18 protein-coding genes are annotated in these 20183 nt (G+C 71.7%); 3 read left to right on the forward strand and 15 right to left on the reverse strand.

What is annotated here, in order from left to right; genetic code table 11:
• Positions 1-217 (reverse strand): NADPH-dependent FMN reductase (locus ACLF3M_RS26510; protein WP_430660006.1); only part of this gene is annotated, 217 nt, incomplete at its 3' end.
• 249 nt (positions 218-466) lie between these two features.
• Positions 467-1357, reverse strand: coding sequence for a LysR substrate-binding domain-containing protein (locus ACLF3M_RS26515; protein WP_430660007.1), 891 nt, complete (start codon positions 1355-1357; stop codon positions 467-469).
• A gap of 161 nt (positions 1358-1518) precedes the next feature.
• On the opposite strand from ACLF3M_RS26515, the gene katG reads away from it, so the two are divergent.
• Positions 1519-3729 carry a catalase/peroxidase HPI gene (gene katG, locus ACLF3M_RS26520; protein WP_430660092.1) on the forward strand — a complete coding sequence of 737 codons (2211 nt, stop codon included), beginning with the start codon at positions 1519-1521 and terminating at the stop codon, positions 3727-3729.
• A gap of 173 nt (positions 3730-3902) precedes the next feature.
• Here the strand turns inward: katG and trpA are convergent, their stop codons facing one another.
• From trpA to sppA, 10 genes are all read right to left on the reverse strand, one after another.
• Positions 3903-4736 carry a tryptophan synthase subunit alpha gene (gene trpA, locus ACLF3M_RS26525; RefSeq protein ID WP_430660008.1) on the reverse strand — a complete coding sequence of 278 codons (834 nt, stop codon included), beginning with the start codon at positions 4734-4736 and terminating at the stop codon, positions 3903-3905.
• Complete coding sequence (trpB, locus tag ACLF3M_RS26530; RefSeq protein WP_430660009.1) at positions 4736-5974, reverse strand: tryptophan synthase subunit beta; 1239 nt, start codon at positions 5972-5974, stop codon at positions 4736-4738. The genes trpA and trpB overlap by 1 nt, the downstream gene beginning before the upstream one ends.
• 49 nt (positions 5975-6023) lie before the next feature.
• Positions 6024-6557, reverse strand: coding sequence for an N-acetyltransferase family protein (locus ACLF3M_RS26535; protein ID WP_430660010.1), 534 nt, complete (start codon positions 6555-6557; stop codon positions 6024-6026).
• Positions 6557-7930 (reverse strand): carbohydrate porin, encoded by a 1374-nt coding sequence (locus ACLF3M_RS26540; RefSeq protein ID WP_430660011.1) that lies wholly within the window; start codon positions 7928-7930, stop codon positions 6557-6559. The genes ACLF3M_RS26535 and ACLF3M_RS26540 overlap by 1 nt, the downstream gene beginning before the upstream one ends.
• 60 nt (positions 7931-7990) lie before the next feature.
• Positions 7991-10522: a PAS domain-containing protein gene (locus ACLF3M_RS26545; protein WP_430660012.1), complete on the reverse strand. Its 2532-nt coding sequence runs from the start codon at positions 10520-10522 to the stop codon at positions 7991-7993.
• 136 nt (positions 10523-10658) lie between these two features.
• Positions 10659-11285 (reverse strand): phosphoribosylanthranilate isomerase, encoded by a 627-nt coding sequence (locus tag ACLF3M_RS26550; RefSeq protein WP_430660013.1) that lies wholly within the window; start codon positions 11283-11285, stop codon positions 10659-10661.
• An 11-nt stretch (positions 11286-11296) separates the two neighbouring features.
• Positions 11297-12037, reverse strand: a complete 741-nt coding sequence (pyrF, locus tag ACLF3M_RS26555; RefSeq protein ID WP_430660014.1) for an orotidine-5'-phosphate decarboxylase — start codon at positions 12035-12037, stop codon at positions 11297-11299.
• A 2-nt stretch (positions 12038-12039) separates the two neighbouring features.
• Positions 12040-12387, reverse strand: a complete 348-nt coding sequence (locus ACLF3M_RS26560; RefSeq protein WP_430660015.1) for a LapA family protein — start codon at positions 12385-12387, stop codon at positions 12040-12042.
• A 94-nt stretch (positions 12388-12481) separates the two neighbouring features.
• A complete protein-coding gene (ihfB, locus tag ACLF3M_RS26565; RefSeq protein WP_430660016.1) occupies positions 12482-12811 on the reverse strand; it encodes an integration host factor subunit beta in 330 nt (109 codons plus the stop codon).
• Between the two features lie 23 nt (positions 12812-12834).
• Positions 12835-13761 (reverse strand): signal peptide peptidase SppA, encoded by a 927-nt coding sequence (gene sppA, locus ACLF3M_RS26570; protein WP_430660017.1) that lies wholly within the window; start codon positions 13759-13761, stop codon positions 12835-12837.
• A 417-nt stretch (positions 13762-14178) separates the two neighbouring features.
• Here sppA and ACLF3M_RS26575 point away from each other — a divergent pair, with 417 nt between their 5' ends.
• A complete protein-coding gene (locus ACLF3M_RS26575) occupies positions 14179-15546 on the forward strand; it encodes an FG-GAP repeat domain-containing protein (RefSeq protein WP_430660093.1) in 1368 nt (455 codons plus the stop codon).
• 125 nt (positions 15547-15671) lie between these two features.
• On the opposite strand, the gene rpsA is transcribed toward ACLF3M_RS26575, so the two are convergent.
• Positions 15672-17378: a 30S ribosomal protein S1 gene (gene rpsA, locus ACLF3M_RS26580; RefSeq protein ID WP_430660018.1), complete on the reverse strand. Its 1707-nt coding sequence runs from the start codon at positions 17376-17378 to the stop codon at positions 15672-15674.
• A gap of 383 nt (positions 17379-17761) precedes the next feature.
• Between rpsA and ACLF3M_RS26585 the strand changes: the two genes are divergently transcribed.
• Positions 17762-18142, forward strand: a complete 381-nt coding sequence (locus tag ACLF3M_RS26585) for a cupin domain-containing protein (RefSeq protein ID WP_430660019.1) — start codon at positions 17762-17764, stop codon at positions 18140-18142.
• Here the strand turns inward: ACLF3M_RS26585 and cmk are convergent.
• Together cmk and aroA are read right to left on the reverse strand one after the other, a co-directional pair.
• Positions 18129-18836 (reverse strand): (d)CMP kinase, encoded by a 708-nt coding sequence (cmk, locus tag ACLF3M_RS26590; protein WP_430660020.1) that lies wholly within the window; start codon positions 18834-18836, stop codon positions 18129-18131. The genes ACLF3M_RS26585 and cmk overlap by 14 nt on opposite strands.
• Entirely contained in the window at positions 18833-20182 is a 1350-nt protein-coding gene (gene aroA, locus ACLF3M_RS26595) for a 3-phosphoshikimate 1-carboxyvinyltransferase (RefSeq protein WP_430660021.1), read from the reverse strand. The genes cmk and aroA overlap by 4 nt, the downstream gene beginning before the upstream one ends.
• Between the last annotated feature and the right edge of the window lies 1 nt (position 20183).

Here is a 20183-nt window from a genome sequence, read left to right on the forward strand (position 1 = left end):
TCACGCCGTCCACTTTGGCGATCGCGGCCTTGAAATCCTTGGCGACCTTCGGAAAATCGGCGTCGTAGTCGTAGCTGTAGAGCGGCAGGTCGCCGAAGGGGATCTCCGCCATCTCGAGTTCGGCGGGGGCGAGGCGCACCAGGGCCTTCGCGAGCCTTCGATTGATGGATCCCTTCGCCAGGCTGCCGACGAAATAGCCGATCCTGTAGTTCGCCATCGCCTTCGCTCCGTGTCCCGCTACGCCGCGTCCTGCCGGCGGGGACAGCAGCCGGCCGACCTACGCGAGCCCCTGCGGCAACCCGAATGCCGGGTTCATCGGCCGCAACAGGCTGCTACAGCGGAGGTTCCTTCGCACTTCGGGACTTTCGGCTTCACCGGCGCCGCCACGAAGCTGGCCTGCGATCGCCTGGCGACGCAGGCCGAAGGCCGGCACGATCGGCGCGCTGATCGCCAGCCGGGTGCGGGTCTACGACGCCGAGGCGAAGTTGCGCAGCCGCTTCGCCACGACCTCCGCGACCGCCTCTACCGCCGCGCGGCGGGGATAGGCGGCGCGCCAGACGATGCGCACCGTGCGTCCCGCGGGCTCCGCCAGCGGACGCAGCACGAGACCGGAATCCTGCGCCGCGCCGGCCGCGAGGCCCGGGATCAGCGTCGTGCCGTAGCCCGCGGCGACCATGTTGAGAAGCGTCGCCAGGCTCGAGGCGCGCAGCGGTCCGGCCAGTGCGCCCGCCTGCCCGCAGGCCGCCAGCGCCTGGTCGCGCAGGCAATGCCCGTCCGCCAGCACCAGGATGTCGCGCGCCAGCTCGCCCTGCGCCAGGCACTCCTGCGCGGCCAGTGGGTGGTCGGGCGGAAGCGCCGCAAGGAAGGGCTCGGCGAAGAGCGGCAGGGTCAGCAGGTCCGGCGCCTCTTCCTCCGTCGCGAGCAGCGCGGCATCGAGCTCATGCGCGCGCAGGCGGTCGAGCAGGATGCGCGTCTGGTCTTCCCAGGGCTCGATCTCGAGCGCCGGCAGCGCCTCCCTCAGCGGCGCGAACACCAGCGGGAGGAGATAGGGCGCGAGCGTCGGGATGATGCCGAGCCGGAAGCGCCCGGCCAGCGGATCGCGCAGGTCGCGCGCGGCGGCGAGGATGGCGTCGGCCTCCGCGACCGCAGCGCGGACGTGGCGCAGCAGCCGCTCGCAGGCGGCCGTCGGCACGACCGCCTTGCTGCTGCGTTCGAACAGCGCGACGCCCAGCAACTCCTCGAGCTTGCGGAGCTGCACCGAGAGCGTGGGCTGGCTGACGCCGCAGGCCTCGGCGGCGCGGCCGAAATGCCCGTGCTCGGCGACGGAGAGCACATATCGCAGGTCGCGCAGGTTCATCGGGTCAATCGCGCTGTCCTGATAGCCGCCGTCTATTAGCCCTGTAGAGATGCCGGGCTTCCTTCTATGCTCCCTAAACCGCTACCCTGCCGCCAGGCAACCCGTCCGCGGCGGCAACGGTGCGGCGCGCCTGCAGAGACCCTCGGGGAGAGAAGATCATGATGGACGGTACGAGCGCCGGCGCCGGCAAGTGCCCGGTGATGCATGGCGCGCCCAACGCGGCGCGCTTCTCCAGCCGCGGCAACCGCGACTGGTGGCCGAACCAGCTGAACCTCAGGATCCTGAGCCAGCAGAGCGCGAAGTCGAACCCGATGGACCCGGGCTTCGACTACGCCGCGGCCTTCTCGAAGCTCGACCTCGCTGCGGTGAAGCGCGACATCATCGCGCTGATGACGGTCAGCCAGCCCTGGTGGCCGGCGGACTACGGTCACTACGGCCCGTTCTTCATCCGCATGGCCTGGCACGCCGCGGGCACCTACCGCACGGCCGACGGCCGCGGCGGCGCGTCGAACGGCGCGCACCGCTTCGCGCCGGAGAATTCCTGGCCCGACAACGGCAACCTCGACAAGGCGCGGCGCCTGCTGTGGCCGATCAAGCAGAAATACGGCAACGCCCTCTCCTGGGCCGACCTCTTCATCCTGACCGGCAACTGCGCGATCGAGTCCATGGGCCTGAAGCCCTTCGGCTTCGGCGGCGGCCGCGTCGACATCTGGGAGCCGGAGGAGGACATCTACTGGGGCTCCGAGGACACCTGGCTCGGCGACACCCGCTACAGCGGCGACCGTGAGCTCGCGAACCCGCTCGCCGCCGTCCAGATGGGCCTGATCTACGTGAACCCCGAGGGCCCGAACGGGAACCCCGACCCCGTCGCCTCCGGCCGCGACATCCGCGAGACCTTCGCGCGCATGGCGATGAACGACGAGGAGACGGTCGCGCTCGTCGCCGGCGGCCACACCTTCGGCAAGGCGCATGGCGCGGGCCCCGCCACGCATGTGGGCCGCGAGCCCGAGGCCGCGCCGATGGAGGCGATGGGCCTCGGCTGGCTCAGCACCTTCCAATCCGGCGTGGGCGGTGACGCCATCACCTCCGGCATCGAGGGCGCGTGGAAGCCGCACCCCACGAAGTGGGACATGGGCTATTTCGACATGCTGCTGGGCCATGAGTGGGAGCTGCACAAGTCTCCCGCCGGCGCGCACCAGTGGCACCCGAAGGACCGCGCGGCCTGGACGCTGGTCGAGGACGCGCATGACCCGACCAAGCGCCATCCGCCGATGATGACCACGGCCGACATGGCGATGAAGATGGACCCCGAGTATCGCAAGATCTCGGAGCGCTTCCACAAGAACCCGGACCAGTTCGCCGACGCCTTCGCCCGCGCCTGGTTCAAGCTGACGCACCGCGACATGGGCCCGAAGATCCGCTACCTCGGTCCCGACGTTCCCGCGGAAGACCTGATCTGGCAGGACCCCGTCCCGCCGGTGACGCATCCGCTGGTGGACGCTACGGATGTCGCGGCGCTGAAGGCGAAGGTGCTGGCGTCGGGGCTGTCGGTCGCGCAGCTCGTCTCCACGGCCTGGGCCTCGGCGTCCACCTTCCGCGGGTCGGATCGCCGCGGCGGCGCGAACGGCGCGCGCATCCGGCTCGCGCCGCAGAAGGACTGGGACGTGAACCAGCCCGGGCAGCTCGCCATCGTGCTGGAGACGCTGGAGGGCATCCAGCGCGACTTCAACGCGAAGGCGGCGGGCGGCAAGAAGATCTCGCTCGCCGACCTCATCGTGCTGGCCGGCGGTGCGGCGGTGGAGAAGGCGGCGAAGGATGCGGGCCACGACGTGACCGTGCCCTTCCACCCTGGCCGCACCGATGCCACCGACGCGCAGACCGACGTCGCGTCCTTCGCGGTGCTGGAGCCCGACGCGGACGGCTTCCGCAACTACCGCAAGGCGCGCTTCACGGTCTCGGCCGAGGAGCAGCTGGTGGACAAGGCGCAGTTGCTGACGCTGACCGCACCCGAGATGACGGTGCTGGTTGGCGGCCTGCGGGTGCTGGGTGCGAACCACGCGGGCTCGCCGCATGGCGTGCTGACGAAGCGCCCGGGCGCGCTGACGAACGACTTCTTCGTCAACCTGCTCGACATGGGCACGGCCTGGACGCCCACGGATGCAACGGCCGAGGAGTTCCAGGGCCGCGACCGCGCGACGGGGACGGTGAAGTGGACGGGCACGCGGGTGGACCTGGTGTTCGGCTCGAACAGCCAGCTCCGCGCGCTGTCGGAGGTCTATGCGCAGTCCGACAATGGCGGGAAGTTCGTGAAGGACTTCGTCGCGGCCTGGACGAAGGTGATGGAGCTGGATCGCTTCGATCTGAAGCGCTGAGATCCCGCGCCCCCGAAGCCCTCTCTCCCGCTTATCCGAACAAGCCCTCTCCCCCACTCATGGGGGAGAGGGTTGGGTGAGGGGGACGTGGAGGATGCGGGGCGCGTTCTTCGCCCTTTACGCCCCCCCTCACCCTTCCCTCTCCCCCCTGCGGGTGGAGAGGGTTTTTTGTGCTACGCCGCCGCCCGGCGCGCGGTCCGGACGGCCTGGGCCAGGCTACTGACCTTGCCCAGCACCGCCGGCACCGTCTCCGCCGTCGCGCGGCCCTCCGCGTCCAGCGTCGCGGCCAGCGTATCCACCAGCGCCGTGCCGACCACCGCGCCATCCGCCGTCACCGCGGCGATCGCGGCCTGCTCGGGCGAGCGGATGCCGAAGCCGATCGCGACGGGAAGATCCGTGTGGCGCTTCAGCGCGGCGATCGCGGGAGCCAGTGAGGCGTAGTCCGCGCTCCGCGTGCCCGTGATGCCGGTGATCGCGACGTAGTAGATGAAGCCCGTGGTGGCACCCAGCACGCGCGGCAGCCGCGCCTCGTCCGTGGTCGGCGCGATCAGGCGGATCAGGTCGAGGCCGTTGGCGCTGGTGTGCGGCTCGATCTCGTCGGCCTCCTCCGGCGGGACATCGACGATGATCAGGCCGTCCACGCCGACCGCGGCGGCATCGGCGCAGAAGCGCGCGACGCCATAGACCAGGATCGGGTTGTAGTAGCCCATCAGCACGACGGGCGTGTCCTTCTCCGTCGCGCGGAACTCGCGCACGAGGTCGAGGATGCCGCGCGCCGTCGCGCCGGCCTTCAACCCGCGCAGCCCCGCCTTCTGTATCGAGGGGCCGTCCGCCATCGGATCGGTGAAGGGCACGCCGATTTCGATGACGTCGGCACCGGCGGCGGGCAGGCCCTGCAGGATCTCCAGCGACGTCGCGCGATCGGGGTCGAAGCCCGTGAGGAAAGTGACGAGCGCGCCGCGGCCTTCCTTCTTCAGCGCGGCGAATCGTGCGGCGATGCGGCTCATCAGATTTTCTCGCCGAGGTGGCGGGCCACCGTGAAGATGTCCTTGTCGCCGCGGCCGCACAGGTTCATGAGCACGATCGCATCCTGCGGCATGGTCGGCGCCATCTTGATGACATGGGCCAGCGCATGCGCGGGCTCGAGCGCGGGGATGATCCCCTCCTGCCGCGAACACAGCTGGAAGGCGTCCAGCGCCTCGTCGTCGGTGGCGGCGACGTATTGCACGCGGCCGATCTCGTGCAGCCAGGAATGCTCGGGGCCGACGCCGGGATAGTCGAGCCCCGCGCTGATCGAATGCGCCTCGGTGATCTGGCCGTCGCCGTCCTGCAGGAGATAGGTGCGGTTGCCGTGCAGCACGCCGGGCCGCCCGCGGGACAGCGCCGCGGCGTGCTCATGCGTGTCGAGCCCCCTTCCCGCGGCCTCGACGCCGACCATCGCGACGTCCTTGTCGTCGAGGAAGGGGAAGAACAGCCCCATCGCATTCGACCCGCCGCCGACGGCCGCGACCAGCGTGTCGGGCAGGCTGCCCTCGGCTTCCATCATCTGCGCGCGCGCCTCGGTGCCGATCACGGACTGGAAGTCGCGCACCATCTGAGGATAGGGGTGCGGGCCCGCGACGGTGCCGATGCAGTAGTAGGTGTCGTGGACATTCGCGACCCAGTCGCGCAGGCCCTCGTTCATCGCGTCCTTCAGCGTCGCCGCACCCGACGTCACCGGGCGCACCTCCGCGCCGAGCAGCTTCATGCGGAAGACGTTGGGCTGCTGCCGCTCGACGTCGGTCGCGCCCATGTAGACGATGCAGGGCAGGTCCATCAGCGCGCAGGCGGTCGCCGTCGCCACGCCGTGCTGGCCGGCGCCGGTTTCGGCGATGATGCGCGTCTTGCCCATCTTCTTCGCCAGCAGGATCTGGCCGAGCACCGCGTTGATCTTGTGCGCGCCGGTGTGGTTGAGCTCGTCGCGCTTGAAATAGACCTTGGCACCCATGCCCGGCGCAGCGGTCTTGCGGAGATGCGCGGTCAGGCGCTCCGCGAACCAGAGCGGGCTGGGGCGGCCGACGTAATGCGTCAGCAGGCGGCGCCATTCCGCCTGGAAGGCGGCGTCCTTCTTCGCGGCTTCATAGGCCTGCTCGACCTCGAGGATGAGCGGCATCAGCGTTTCGGCCACGAAGCGGCCGCCGAACTCGCCGAAGCGGCCGCGGGCGTCGGGACCCTGGCGAAGGGAATTGGGGAGGGGCTTGTTCACTGGCGTATTCCTGGACCTGCGCGGGTCTTAGCGCAGGGCGGCAGGCAGGTCACGACGGCCCGAGGTCCTTCCAGGTCCAGCCGGTCTCGGCCAGGGCATGCGGGCCGCGATGCTCGACGCGCCGCGGCCCGGGGACGGCGCCGCGGGCGGCATAGAAGCGCTCGGCCGGCAGATTGCCCTCGACGGCCCAGGCGCCCGCATCGGTCAGCCCGGCCTGGCGCAGCGCGGCGAAGCCGGCACCCAGCAGCGCGGTCGCGATGCCCCGTCCCTGCGCCCGGCGCAGCAGATAAAGGCCGGTCAGTTCGCCCTGCGTGCCGAGTGCGGGATCGCGCGTCCGCGCCACGCTGGCGAAGCCGATGATCTCGCCATCCTCCTCGGCCATGATCACGCCGCCGGGCAGGCCGGGCCGGGCCAGGATCCCCGCCCAGGCCGCGCCGCGGCGGGCAGGATCGGTCATCGCCTCGAACAGGCCGGGCGCGATCAGCCCGGCCTCGACCAGCGGCGGATAGGCCTCGGCCCAGGACGCGGCGTGCATCGCGCCGAGCGCCGCCGCGTCTTCCGGCAGGGCGGCGCGCAGGCCCATCAGAACCGCAGGATGGTGCGGAACCCCGCGACCCAGGCGTTGCGCGTGGGATCGCCATTGGGGTGCCAGACCCGCGTCACCACCGGCTGGACGTTCAGCCCCGGCACGATCTCGGCGCGGTAGGTGACCTCCAGGTTCGCCTCGTAGTCGCGCACCGGCATGGTCGTCCCGTTATAGGCGTTGTAGTCGGCGTCATAGGCCCGCGACCCGGAGGAGAAGCGCGCATAGATGAAGCCCAGCCCGAAGGCGTCGTTGGGCCGGCCCGGGATCATCCCCGCCGCGACCACGCCGCCGTCGAGGTAGAAGCCGATCTCGCTGCGGTCCTGCGGGCTGGCGCCGATGCGGGCATAGGCGGTGACGCCGGACGCGCTGTCCCCGCCTTCCAGGCGATAGAGCTGCTGGTCCACCACCGCATAGATCCCGCCATTGCCGCGCCGGCGCAGCGGGACGCCGGGGCCGGCGGGATCGGCGAGCGAGGAGAAGTTGTAGGCGTAGCGCTGGCTGTCGAAGCCGCCGAGATGCGCCCAGCCCCCGACCTTCACGGTGCGCGCCAAGCCCGTATCCTCCGGCGCCTGGTTGGTGCCGACCTGGAGTTCGGCAAAGATCAGCGCGGGATCCTGGGTGCGGAAATTCGTGCCGCGCCGGTTGCGGATCTGCTCGTCCTCGGGCGGCGCCGGCCCCGCGGGATTGCCGTTGAAGACCGCGGCGAGCAGCGTGACGTCGCGCAGCGGCTCCCAGCCCACCATCACGCCCGGGGTCGCCAGCGGATAGGCCGGCCCGCCGCTCGGCAGGTTCAACGCCGACAGCGTCGCGAAGTCGCTCTGCAGGAACAGCGCCGACGTCGCGGAGTAGAAGAAGGACACGTCGGCCGCGATCTGGCCCGCGCGCACGCGCACGGAACCATCGAAGAATTTCTGCTCGAGCCAGGCCTCGGACAGGCGGAAGGTCGGGTCTGCCTCGATCGCGGCGATGGTGTTGATGCCGCCGACATAGTCGCGGCGGATGCGCCCGGTGTTGTGGATCAGGAACGCGTTGACGTAGCCCGTCAGGCCCGAAAGCCCCGCCAGCTTCTCGAAATCCACGGACAGGCTGCTCTCCAGCATGCCCTGCGTGATCGCGCCCTGGCGCTGGCCGCCGCGCAGATTGTCCAGCACGTCGAAGCGGTACCAGAAATTGTAGGTCACGCCCCGCTCGGCCAGCCAGCGACGATTGCCGAAGAGGTCGGCATTCCCGGGGAAGAGGGTTGCGATGGAGGGGATCGGGATCCCTTCCTCGGTGTAGTCGGGCTCGTCCGCCCGCGCGGCGCCGATGGCGGCCAGCAGCGTCAGCGTCGTGCAGGCCTGCCGCAGGACGCGGCGCAGGGATTTAGCCATGGCTGCACTTTGTTGCCTATGCTGCGGACGCCGGTCAAGCGGAGCTTCCGCGGCTTGGCGTCAGCCCGGCGGCGTCTCCACCAGGATGGCCGGCCGGTCCGCCGCGGCGCGGGCGGTCAGGTCGCGCGCGCCGGGGCGCAGCCGCTCCAGCGGCAGCCGCGCCTCCCACAGCAGACCGGACGGCCGCCACTCCACCCGCAGCTCGCCATTGAGCTGGCGCGCGATCGTCGCCTCGATCAGCGAGGAGCCGAAGCCGCGCCCGTCCGGCGAACCGTCCAGCGCCGGCCCGCCGCTTTCGCGCCAGCGCAGCACGAGCGTGTTGTCCTCGATCCGCCAGTCCAGCGCGACATGCCCGCCGGGCACCGACAGCGCGCCATGCTTGGAGGCGTTGGTGGCGAGCTCGTGGAAAGCCATGGAGATCGCCTGCACCGCGGCGGGCGACAGCGCGACGGGCGGCCCGTCGAACCCCGCGCGCGGGCCGCTGCGCGCATCCAGGAAGGGCGCCAGCGCCTCCTCCGCCACCTCGCGCAGTTCCGCGCCCAGCCAGCGGTCGCGCGCCAGCAGCGTATGCGCGCGCGCCAACGCGCCGACGCGGCCTTCCACCGCGCGCGCATAGCCCTCGGGGTCGCGGCGCGGCGTCAGGCGCAGCGCGGCCTGCACCACGGCGAGCGTGTTCTTCGCGCGGTGGTCCAGCTCATGCACCAGGACGGCCTGGCGCTCCGCCGCCTCGCGCCGCTCCGTCACGTCGAGGCTCGTGCCGATCAGCCGCGTCGGCAGGCCGGTGTCGGGGTCGTGGTGGGTGCCGGTGGCGTGGCTCTCGATCCAGACCCAGCGGCCGTCGCGGCGCAGGAAGCGGTATTCCACGCGGTAGTCCGGCGCCCGGCCGGTCCGCACCGCCTCCAGCGCCGCATCCAGCGCGGGGCGATCCTCGGGGTGCACGCGGTCGCGCCAGGACGGGAAGATCGCCTTCCCGTGCTCCTCCCCATAGCCGAAGATCTCGAGCGCGCGGGCGGTACGCTCCGCGGTGCCCGCCACCAGGTCGATCTCCCAGGCGCCGAGCTTCGCGGCGTCCAGCGCCAGGCGCAGCCGCGTCTCGCTGTCGCGCAGCGCGGCCTCCGCGGCCTTCAGCGCGGTGACGTCCACATGCGCGCCGATCATGCGCAGCGCGCGGCCCGCCGCGTCGCGCTCGATCTCGGCGCGCGCGTAGATCCATCGCACCTCGCCCTGCGGCGTGACGATCCGGTATTCCTGCTCGTATTCCGTGGTGGCCGCACCATCGGCGACGGCGGCGAGGAAATGGCGCTCGGCGCGGCTGCGGTCCTCGGGGTGCAGGCGGCGCACCCAGTCCGCGTGGCGCTCCTCCGCCGGGCGCGCGTCGCGGCCCTGCACCTGCATGTATTCGGCGGAGCGCCGGTTGAGCCCGGTGGTCAGGTCGATCTCGAAGCCGCCGACGCGGCCGATGCGCTGGACCCGGCGCAGCGCGGCCTCGGCGCCTGTGACGGCGTGGCGCAGCCGCTCGAACTCGGCGACGGCGGCGGGCGGGATCGGCGGCGCGGGCTCGCCGTCGAGCTCCCCGCTCGCCACCGACTCCGCGCGCCGCAGCAGCGCCTGGACCGGGCGGAGCAGCCGGCGGGCGATCACCGCGGCGCCGAGCAGGCCGAGCCCGAGCGCGACCGCGCCGCCGCCGGCCAGCGCGCCGATTGTCGCGCCATGCACGGCGGTGAAGGTCGCCTCGGGCTCGTTCACCCAGACATCCCAGCCCGGCGCGGCGGCCAGCGGATGGCGCGCGGTGCGGATCGGCTCCCGATCGGTCAGGCTCTGGCCGCGCAGCACGGCGGGGCCGGGCGGGACGCCGTCGCTGCGGGCCGGCCGGTGCTGGCCGACCAGCCGTTCGGCGTCGCGCGACCGGGCGGCGAAGACGCCGCGCGCGTCGGTCAGCGCGACCGCGCCGCGGCCGCTGGCCGCCTGGCCGCGCAGGATGGCGGAGAGATCGGCCGGCCGCAGCGCGATGCCGAGCACGGCGCGCACCGCGCCGTCCCGCGTCACCGGCACATAGGCCTGCGCGATAGGCATCCCGGAGACGCGGCCGGCCACGATGTCGGAGACCGCGTCGGCGCCGCTCGCGAAGACACGCTCCACCGCCGCCCTGCCTTGCGCGGCATCGGTGCCGCCGCCGCCCGGCAGCGGCGCGCCGGGCGGCCGCAGGGTGTTCATGATCTGGCTGCCGTCGCGACGATACAGCACCACCCAGCCCCCGAAGACATCGGCGACGGTGCGGGCCTGCGCGAGGAATTCGGGCGATGGCGCCTCGGGGTCGTCGCCGATCCGCGTGGCGAGGACGGTCAGGGCGGCGAGCCGCGCGCGGATCTCGGAATCGACCGCCACCGCCAGGGCCTGGGCGGTGTCGAGCAGCCGGGATTCCTCGGCCCGGTCCTGGCGGCGCAGCGCCTCCCATGAGGCGGCGAAGCCGAAGGCGAGCGCGGGGACCAGCACGACCAGCACCAGGGCGAAAAGATGCGCCTTCAGGCCCGGCAGCCCATGCGGCTCCGGCGTGGCAGGCGATGATCCTGGACGTTCCGTGGAGAGCTTCATCAACCCTGGGTTCGAGGGACGCGCGGCGTCCGCTCGCCATTCCATAGTTGAAGGCCGCGCAGGCCCAGGGCAACCGACGAACCGGTGCGATCGCCGGGACGGTAGCGGCCGGAGCCTGACGATCGCGAGAGCCGGGTCACGCCCGGCGCGCCGCCGCGACGAAGGCGGCGATGGCGGCGGGATCCTTGACGCCCTTCGGCTTCTCGACGCCGGAGGACACGTCCACGCCCGGCGCGCCGGAGACGGCGATGGCCTCCGCCACGTTGTCCGGCCTCAGCCCGCCCGCGAGCAGCCAGGGGCGGGGGATCGCGACGCTGGCGGTCAGCGTCCAGTCGAAGGGCGCGGCATTGCCGCCGGGCCGCGTCGCGCCGGGCGGCGCCTTGGCATCCAGCAGGAAGCGATCCACTGACGGTGCGTAGTCGTCCAGGCGCGCGAGATCCTCGCGCGCCGCGATGCCGAGCGCCTTCATCACGGGCAGGCCGAAGCGCGCCTTCACCGCGGCGCAGCGCGCGGGCGACTCCTCTCCGTGAAGCTGGATGATGTCGAGCGGCAGCGCGGCGAGCACGCCGGCGATGTCGTCGTCGGTGGGATCGACGAAGAGCCCGACCCTGCCCGGGCCCGGCGCCGCGATCGCCGCGGCCTGGGCGGGCGTGACGGCGCGCGGCGAGGGCGGGAAGAAGACGAAGCCGACGAGGTCGGCGCCGGCCTTCGCCGCGGCCTCCATCGCGGCGGCGTCGTTGATGCCGCAGATCTTGACGAGCATCGAGGCGGCGCTCAGCCCCCACCCCTGCCCTTCCCCGCGACTACGGGGGAGGGAGAAGCGAGTGCGCGCGCGATCGCCGCCGCGGCCGCGGCCGGATCGGCGGCCCTGGTGACGGGGCGGCCGACCACGACGAAATCGGCGCCGGCGGCGGCCATCTCCTCCGGCGTCGCGGTGCGGGCCTGGTCGTCGGCGGCGCTGCCGGCCGGGCGCACGCCGGGCACGACCAGCGCCGGCGCCTCGCCCAGCGCGTCGCGCAACGGCGCGACCTCGCGCGGGGAGCAGACGAGCCCGTCGGCGCCGGCGGCGACCGCCAGGCGGCCGAGGCGCAGCACCTGCTGCACCGGGCCGCCGGCGACGCCGGTATCCGCCAGCGCGGCGGCGTCCAGGCTGGTCAGCACGGTGACCGCGAGGATGCGGATGCGATCGGCGCCGCCTGCCTTCTCAGCGGCCTCCCGCGCGGCGGCGACCATCGCGGCGCCGCCGGCCGCGTGGATCGTCAGCCAGGCCGGCTTCAGCGGCGACAGCGACCGCACCGCGCCGGCCACCGTGTTCGGGATGTCGTGCAGCTTGAGGTCGAGGAAGACAGGCGCATGCGCCGCGATGCGCCGCACCGCCGCGCCGCCCTCGGCGCTGAACAGCTCGAGCCCGACCTTCAACAGCCCCGCATGCCGCGCCGTGGCGCGCGCCCAGGATTCCGCCGTGGCGAGGTCGGGCGCGTCGAGCGCGACGCAGAGGCCGCAGCGCCGCGCCATGGTCAGCGCCGCGCGCCCAGGGCAGGCACCAGTTCCGCCTCCGTCACCCGGCCCGTATCGGCGGCACGGCGGGCGGCTCCCTCCCTCGCCTTGAGGGCGGCGAGCTCGCCTTCCAGCAGGCGGGCCGCCTGTTCGTAGCGCACGGCGCGGCGGCGCGCGGGCAGCGCCGCGCTCCAGGCGATCAGCGCGCCGAGCAGGAAGCCCACGCCCGCCAGCACCAGCACCGTGACGCCGAGCGGCGCGACCAGGGTCGGGTCGAAGGGCCAGAGGCGGAGTTCGACATCCCCCTGGTTCGACACGGCGAAGAGCGCGAGCACCAGCAGGAGCGGGACGAACAGGAACCAGCGCATGGCGTAGCCTCCGACTTGTCGCGCTGATCTACGCCCGGAGCGGCGTGGCTGGAAGCCGGGCGCGGGCGCCGCACACCCGTGCCATGCGGGCGATCTACCCCGCGACCGTGGCCGCGCGGGGCTTGCGCGCGGGGGTCTGCAGCGGGCCGCCATTCACGCGTTCCCGCAGTTCCTTACCCGGCTTGAAGTACGGCACCGCCTTGGCCGAGACCGCGACGGCGCTGCCGGTGCGCGGGTTGCGGCCGGTGCGCGGGTCGCGCTTCTTGATGGAGAAGGCGCCGAAGCCGCGCAACTCCACCCGGTCGCCGCGCGCCAGCGCGTCCGTGATCTCGTCGAAGATCGTGGAGACGATGAGCTCCACATCGGGCTGCCGCAGGTGCGGGTTGGACGCCGCCAACTGGGCGATCAGTTCCGATCGCGTCATGAAGGCCTGCCGCCCCCCTTTGATTACAGGGAGCTAGGCTGCCAAAGGGCGCGCACGCGGTCAACGCCAAGCCATTGCTCGAACACCACTTCCAGCGCGCCCTGGAAGACAGAGCGCAGCGTGCGCTCGGTCAGGCTGCGCATCTCGATGTCGCGCACCGGCAGGTCGGCTGACACCGAGCGGTTCTCGGCGAGCCAGGCGCGCGCCTCGGCCTCGCCGCCGATCTGGTCCACCAGGCCGAGGCCCAGCGCCTCCCGCCCCGTCCAGACGCGGCCGTCCGCGAGTTCGCGCGCGCGCTCGGGCGGCATGCGGCGGCCCTCGGCGACCATGGACACGAACTGGTCGTGCAGGTCGCGGATGACGCGCATCAGCTGTTCCCGCGCGGGCTCGCTGAGGGGATGGAAGGGGTTGGGCTGGTCCTTGAAGATGCCCGAGGCCAGCGCGTCGCCCCGCACGCCGAGGCGCGCCAGCAGCTCCGACGCGTCCACGGTCTGCAGGATCACGCCGATGGAGCCCGTGACGGTCGACTCCCGCGCGAAGATCCGCTGGGCGGGCAGCGAGACCATGTAGCCCGCCGAAGCCGCGGTGCCGCCCATGGTCGCGACGACGGGCTTGCGGTCGGCCACGCGGCGCAGCGCGGCGTGGAGGGATTCGCCGCCCGAGACGGTACCGCCGGGGCTGTCGATCGCGACGATCACCGCGCGGACATGCCGGTCGCGGCCGATCTGGTCGAGCCGCTCGAGCAGCTTACGGTCCTCGCCGATGATGCCGCCGAGCGTCAGCCGCGCGACATGGTCCCCGCCGCCGGGCAGCAGCCCGCGCGCCTGGTCGCGGAAGGGCACGGCGAGCAGCACCAGCACGGCGACGGCAAGCACCGCGAGCCCGCGCCAGAGGGAGAGGCGCCGCTTGAGCTTGCGGCGGTCGAGCAGGAGGTCGGCGTCGAGGGGCATGGGGTGGAGATATGGCCCCCGGGGCGGGATGGGGAAAGTCGCGCGCGGTCGAGATGCGAAGGGTTGATGGTGAGAGACGTTTTTCAACCTTCAATGAATCATCTTTCGATCTAGGATCTAAAAGTTAACATCGCTCATCAACGGGCGCGCGCCATGGGACTGGCCGTGCACGCATAGGCTGCGGTCTGGGCATTGGCCGCACGAACGGGGGATTGTCACCATGTCGCTTTCGCTCACGGCGCGGCGTCCGATCGCACAGGTGGACACCTTCACAGTTACGGAACTCACCGGATCCACGCTCGACGTCCTGGCGAACGATCGTGGCCGACAAACAGCGGCAAGCTGCTGATCACAGGGCTATCGGGGGGGCTCCTGACCTCTGCCGACGGCTCGGGGCAGGTGGACATCTTGCAGTTCGTGACCTGGTCGCTGGACCAGAAATTTCTGATCTGGACAGGCGACGACGCCATCGCGGGCCTGGACCCCGGCGAGAAAGCTACGCTCACCTTCAATTACACGGTGCAGGTGTCGAATGGGACCTACTCGACGGCCCAGGTGAAGCTGACGATTAACGGGACCGGCACCTCGGAGCCGCCGCCGCTGGTCGATCCGGTCCTCGACATCGTTGCTGGCGGCGTCCTCGGCAACTTCAACATTGGCGTCGCGCTCAACAGTGGCGGCGGGACGTTCCCCGGGGCGAACACTTACCCGACCGGCGGGTCACCCAAGGACCTTGCGCTGGGCGATGTGACCGGCGACGGAAAGCTCGACGTCGTCTCAGTGAGCGACTTCAACAACCTCGTTACCGTCATGAGCAACACCGGCAGCGGCGAGTTCTCGTCGCAGCAGACCATCACTGTCGGCCACGGCCCGTCCGCCTTGGCGCTTGGGCGACTTGATACCGATACCGACACCGACCTCGACATGGTCGTGGCGAACAGGAGCGCGAACTCCGTTTCCGTGCTGCTCAACAACGGCAGCGGCACGTTCTCGACGTTAGGCAGTCCAATCGACGTCGGGCTTCTGCCGAACGACATCGCTCTGGGATATCTCAACAGTGGAGCCGCCCTGGACTTCGTGACCGCGAATGACGCCGGCACGCTCAGTGTCGGCCTGGGCGATGGGCTTGGCGGTTTCACGACAACGGTAAATGCGGGCTCGGCAGGTGCCGTGGCGGTTGCCATCGCACTTGGTGACATGAATAGCGACGGCAAACTCGACGCCGTGGTCGCGAATGGCGCCTTGGAGACCGTGACCGTCCTGGCCGGCACAGGTACCGGCGGCTTCGTTACAGATCCTCTAAGTCCGAACGCGCCCCCCAGGGTGGTGGGAGTGATTGGCCCTGCGACGGATGTCGCCGTCGGCTACCTCGACGCCGTCGCTTCCACTCAGCCCGGGGCGGACTATGGGACGCTCGATTTCGTTGCCGTCGGTTCGTACCTCGATGTCGTCTACTTCGGCAAAATCAACGTCCGGCTCAACAATGGGAATGGGACCTACGACCAAACCAGGGACTACACCATCTTTGGCGCAATCCTGAAGTCGGTCGCGCTCGGCGACGTCAACGGTGACGGCGAGGTGGACATCGTGGTGGCCAACGAGTCCGCCAGCAATGTCTGGGTGCTGCTCGGCGACGGCGCCGGGAATTTCGGCACGCCCACGCCCGTGGGCGTCGGGCTCGCCTCGCAATCTGTCGCGCTCGGCGACCTCGGCGCAACCGGCGCGGCAGGCGCGCTGCCCAACCTCGGCCCGCTTGTCCCGGACCCCGCCGGCCTGATCGTCTGACCCGCGGCGGCCTTCGCGCCGCCGCAACACATTCCTCAAAAGAAAACGGCCGGTGCCACCGCACCGGCCGTTCGCGTTTCCGGAACCAGCACGCGCCCCGGCTCACGCCAGGGCGGCGCCCGTCCTCACTCCTCGTTCGCCTGGCGGCGGCGGATCGCCGCGCCCAGGATGTCGCCGAGCGAGGCGCCGCTGTCGGTCGAGCCGTATTCCTTCATGGCTTCCCGCTCCTCCTCGACTTCCTTGCCCTTGATGGTCAGGGCCAGGCGGCGGCCGGCGCGGTCCACCGCCGTCACCTTCGCATCCACCTTCTCGCCCACGGCGAACTTGTCGGGCCGCTGGTCGGCACGGTCGCGGGCGAGCTCCGCGCGGCGGATGAAGCCGGTCAGGACCTCGTCCACCTTCACCTCGATGCCGTTGGACTCGACCTTCGTCACGACGCAGGTCACCACGTCGCCCTTGCGGATGCGGTCCAGCACCTCGGCGGCCGGGTCGGCGTGGAGTTGCTTGATGCCAAGCGAGATGCGCTCCTTCTCGACATCCACGTCCAGCACCTTCGCCTTGACGACGTCGCCCTTCTTGTAGCGCGCCATCGCGGTCTCGCCGGGCTCGTCCCAGGACAGGTCGGACATGTGCACCATGCCGTCGAGGTCCGGGCCGAGGCCGACGAAGAGGCCGAACTCCGTGATGTTGCGGATCTCGCCCTCGATGACGGCGCCGGGCGGATGCTGCTCGGCGAAGACATCCCAGGGGTTGCCCACGGCCTGCTTGAGGCCGAGCGAGATGCGGCGCTTCGGCCCATCCACGTCGAGGATGACGACGTCCACTTCCTGGGAGGTCGCGACGATCTTGCCGGGATGGACGTTCTTCTTCGTCCAGGACATCTCGGAGACGTGCACCAGGCCCTCGACGCCGGGCTCCAGCTCCACGAAGGCGCCGTAGTCCGTGATGTTCGTCACGCGGCCCGAGAACTTGCCCTGCACGGGGTACTTGGTCGCGACACCGTCCCACGGGTCGGCCATCAGCTGCTTCATACCGAGGCTGATGCGCTGGGTCTCCGGGTTGAAGCGGATGACCTGCACCTTCACGGGCTGGCCGATCGTCAGGGCCTCGCTCGGGTGGTTGATGCGGCGCCAGGCGATGTCGGTGACGTGCAGCAGGCCGTCCACGCCGCCGAGGTCCACGAAGGCGCCGTAGTCCGTGATGTTCTTGACGACGCCGTCGAGCACCATGCCTTCCTTCAGGCCCTGGACGAGCTCGGCGCGCTGCTCGGCGCGGGTCTCTTCCAGCACGGCGCGGCGGGAGACCACGATGTTGCCGCGGGCGCGGTCCATCTTGAGGATCTGGAAGGGCTGCGGCGAGCCCATCAGCGGGGTCACGTCGCGGACCGGGCGGATGTCCACCTGGCTGCCCGGGAGGAACGCCACGGCGCCGCCGAGGTCCACGGTGAAGCCGCCCTTGACGCGGCCGAAGATCACGCCGTTCACGCGCTGCTGGGCGGTGAAGGACTTCTCGAGGTTGGTCCAGGCTTCCTCGCGGCGGGCCTTCTCGCGGCTGAGGATGATGGCGCCGTCACGGTCCTCGTAGCGCTCGACGAAGAGTTCGACGGTGTCGCCGACCTTGACGTCGGGCCTGGTGCCCTGCGGGGCGAATTCCTTGAGAGGGACGCGGCCCTCGCTCTTGAGGCCGACATCGACGACGGCGAAGTCGTCATCGATGCGGATGACCTTGCCGGTGATGACGGAGCCGGCGAAGCCGGTGTTGTCGCCGAGCGTCGCGTCGAGGAGGGCGGCGAAATCCTCGTCCGGTCGGGCGAGGGTGGTGGCGCTTGCCATGCGGTATGGGGTTCCTGGGGTTCGGCCCGGATGGGGCCAAGGGGTGTGCGCCTCCGCCGGGGGTGCCCGGGGACACGACCTGGCCGGCTCGGTCCCCTGTGGATCCGGTACGGCCCTTGGATGAAGGCGGTGGTGACGGTCCGCCGGTCCCGGCCCCGGGCGTGGCGGCCAACGGTCCCTGAGGGCGTGTACCTGGGGGCCGTCCCCTGGCCGCGTAAGCAGGGGCACCGCAGCGCCCTGAGGCGTGCGGTTCGGGGGCGGCGTTACGCCCCGGGGGTTGACGGAGTCAAGGGGGAAAGCGGCCGCGGCAGTGCGGAAATCACTGGAATCTCGCCTGTCTGGCCCGCCCTGCGGCATGCTGACGCCGTCGCAGGGAGCCCGCCATGTCAGCCAGCCGTCTCATCCCCCCGCTCGGCCGCGACTTCGTCGCCTCGGCCGAGGCGGAGGTGACGCACATCACCGAGGTCGAAGGCCGCCCGCTCGGCAGCCCCGTGCAGCTCAAGACCCTCGCGGTGACGCCGCGGATGGTGCTGGTGGAGACCACCTTCGCGGCCGGGCAGGCCTCGAAGCCGCATCAGCATCCCGACCATGATTCGATCGTCTATGTCGTGCGCGGCAAGGTGAAGGTCACCATCGAGGACCGCGTCTTCATCGCCGGGCCGGGCGACGCCTGGTACAACGCCCCGGGCGTGGTGCACCACATCGAGGCGCTCGAGCCGACCGTCTCCGTCGAGGTGAAGAGCCCGCCCGTCAAGGCGTGGTGAGGCGCGACCGCACCAGCTTGAGCGCCATGTGGTAGGCGTGCTCGGCATCGAGCGCCGTGGTGTCGAGGACGATGGCATCCTCGGCGGGCTTCATCGGCGCCGTGGCGCGGGCGGCGTCCTGCGCGTCGCGGGCGCGCATCTCGACCTCGACCTCCTCGAGGTCGCGCTCGACACCCTTGGCGCGGAGTTCCAGCCAGCGGCGCTTCGCGCGGGCCTCGGGGCTGGCGGTGACGAAGAGCTTCGCGGGCGCGTCGGGGAAGATGACCGTGCCGATGTCGCGGCCGTCCATAACCGCGCCATGGGTACGGCCGAAGTCGCGCTGCCAGTCCAGCAGCGCGGCGCGCACGGCAGGGATCGTCGCGACCGCGGAGGCCGCCATGTCGGCCTCCGGCCCGCGGAGGTCGGTGCGGTCGAGGTCGGCGGCGGTCAGCGCGCGCGCCGCGGCCTCGGCGGTGGCGACGTCGCGGGGATCGCCGCCGCCGTCCAGCACGCGCCGGCCGACCGCGCGATACAGCAGGCCGGTGTCGAGATAGGGCAGGCCGAGCGTCGTCGCGAGGCGCCGCGCCAGCGTGCCCTTCCCCGCCGCGGCAGGGCCATCGACAGCGACGACCTGTGGTCGCCGCTGCGATTCACGCCTCCGGTGCTCGTCGCCTCCGGCGCCTGCGCCCTCCGGCGATCGCAGCGGGTCCTTCATGGCGCGGCCAGGGCTTCCTCGCCGGCGAGGCGATTCATCAGCGCGGCGAAGCCGGGGAAGGAGGTCTCGATGAAGGCGGCGTCGTCGGCCGTGACCGGCTTGCGCGACGCCAGGCCGAGGACCAGCGCGCTCATCGCGATGCGGTGGTCCATATGGGTCGTGACCAGGCCGCCGCCCGGGGGCGGGCCGCCCTGCCCTTCCACGATGAGGTCGTCGCCCTCGATCGCGACGGTCACGCCGTTCGCCCGCAGCAGCGCGGCGGTGGCGGCAAGCCGGTCGCTCTCCTTCACGCGCAGCTCCTTCAGGCCCCGCATCCGCGTCGTGCCGGTCGCGCAGGCCGCCGCGACGGCGAGGATCGGATACTCGTCGATCATGGAGGGCGCGCGCTCCGGCGGGACGTCCACGGCGCGCAGCGCGCCGGCGCGGATGCGCAGATCGGCCACGGGCTCGCCGCCCTCGGTCCGCTCGTCCAGCCGCGCGATGTCGGCGCCCATCTCGGCGAGCGTCGCAAAGAGGCCCGCGCGCAGCGGGTTCATGCCGACGCCGCGCAGCAGGATCTCCGACCCCGGCACCAGCAGCGCCGCGACCGCGGGGAAGGCGGCGGAGGACGGGTCGCCGGGCACCACGACCGGCGCCGCGACGAGCTCGGGCTGGCCGGTCAGTTCGATGACGCGCCCATGGCCCTCGGGCGCGACCGCGACCGTCGCGCCGAAGTGGCGCAGCATGTTCTCGGTGTGGTCGCGCGTCGCCTCGGGCTCGACGATGCGCGTGATCCCGCGCGCGCAGAGGCCGGCCAGCAGGCAGGCCGACTTCACCTGGGCCGAGGGGACGGGGACGCGGTAGTCCAGCGGCAGCGGATCCGTCGCGCCCTCCACCGCCAGCGGAAGCCTTCCGCCGGCACGGGTGGCGAAGCGGGCGCCGGTGGCGCCCAGCGGCTCCGTCACACGCTTCATCGGGCGCTTGCGCAGGCTGGCGTCGCCGGTCATGACGGCGAAGACGGGATGCCCCGCGAGCAGCCCGCAGAGCAGCCGCGCCGCGGTGCCGGAATTGCCCATGTCGAGCACGTCCGCCGGCTCGACGAGGCCGCCGATGCCGCGGCCGGCGACGCGCCAATGGCCGCCACCGAGATCCGCGACCTCCGCCCCCAGCGCGCGCATGGCGGCGGCGGTGCGCAGCACGTCCTCGCCTTCCAACAGGCCCGTGATGTCGGTCGTGCCGACGGCCAGCGCGCCGAACATCAGGGCGCGGTGGGAGATGGACTTGTCGCCGGGGACCAGGGCCTCGCCCGACAGCGGCCGGGACGGCGCCCTTGCGGCCAGGGGTCGGGCAGCGGCGGAATCGTGCATG

It is taken from the genome of Falsiroseomonas sp. HW251 (genome assembly GCF_050563545.1).
Classification (GTDB): Bacteria; Pseudomonadota; Alphaproteobacteria; order Acetobacterales; family Acetobacteraceae; genus Falsiroseomonas.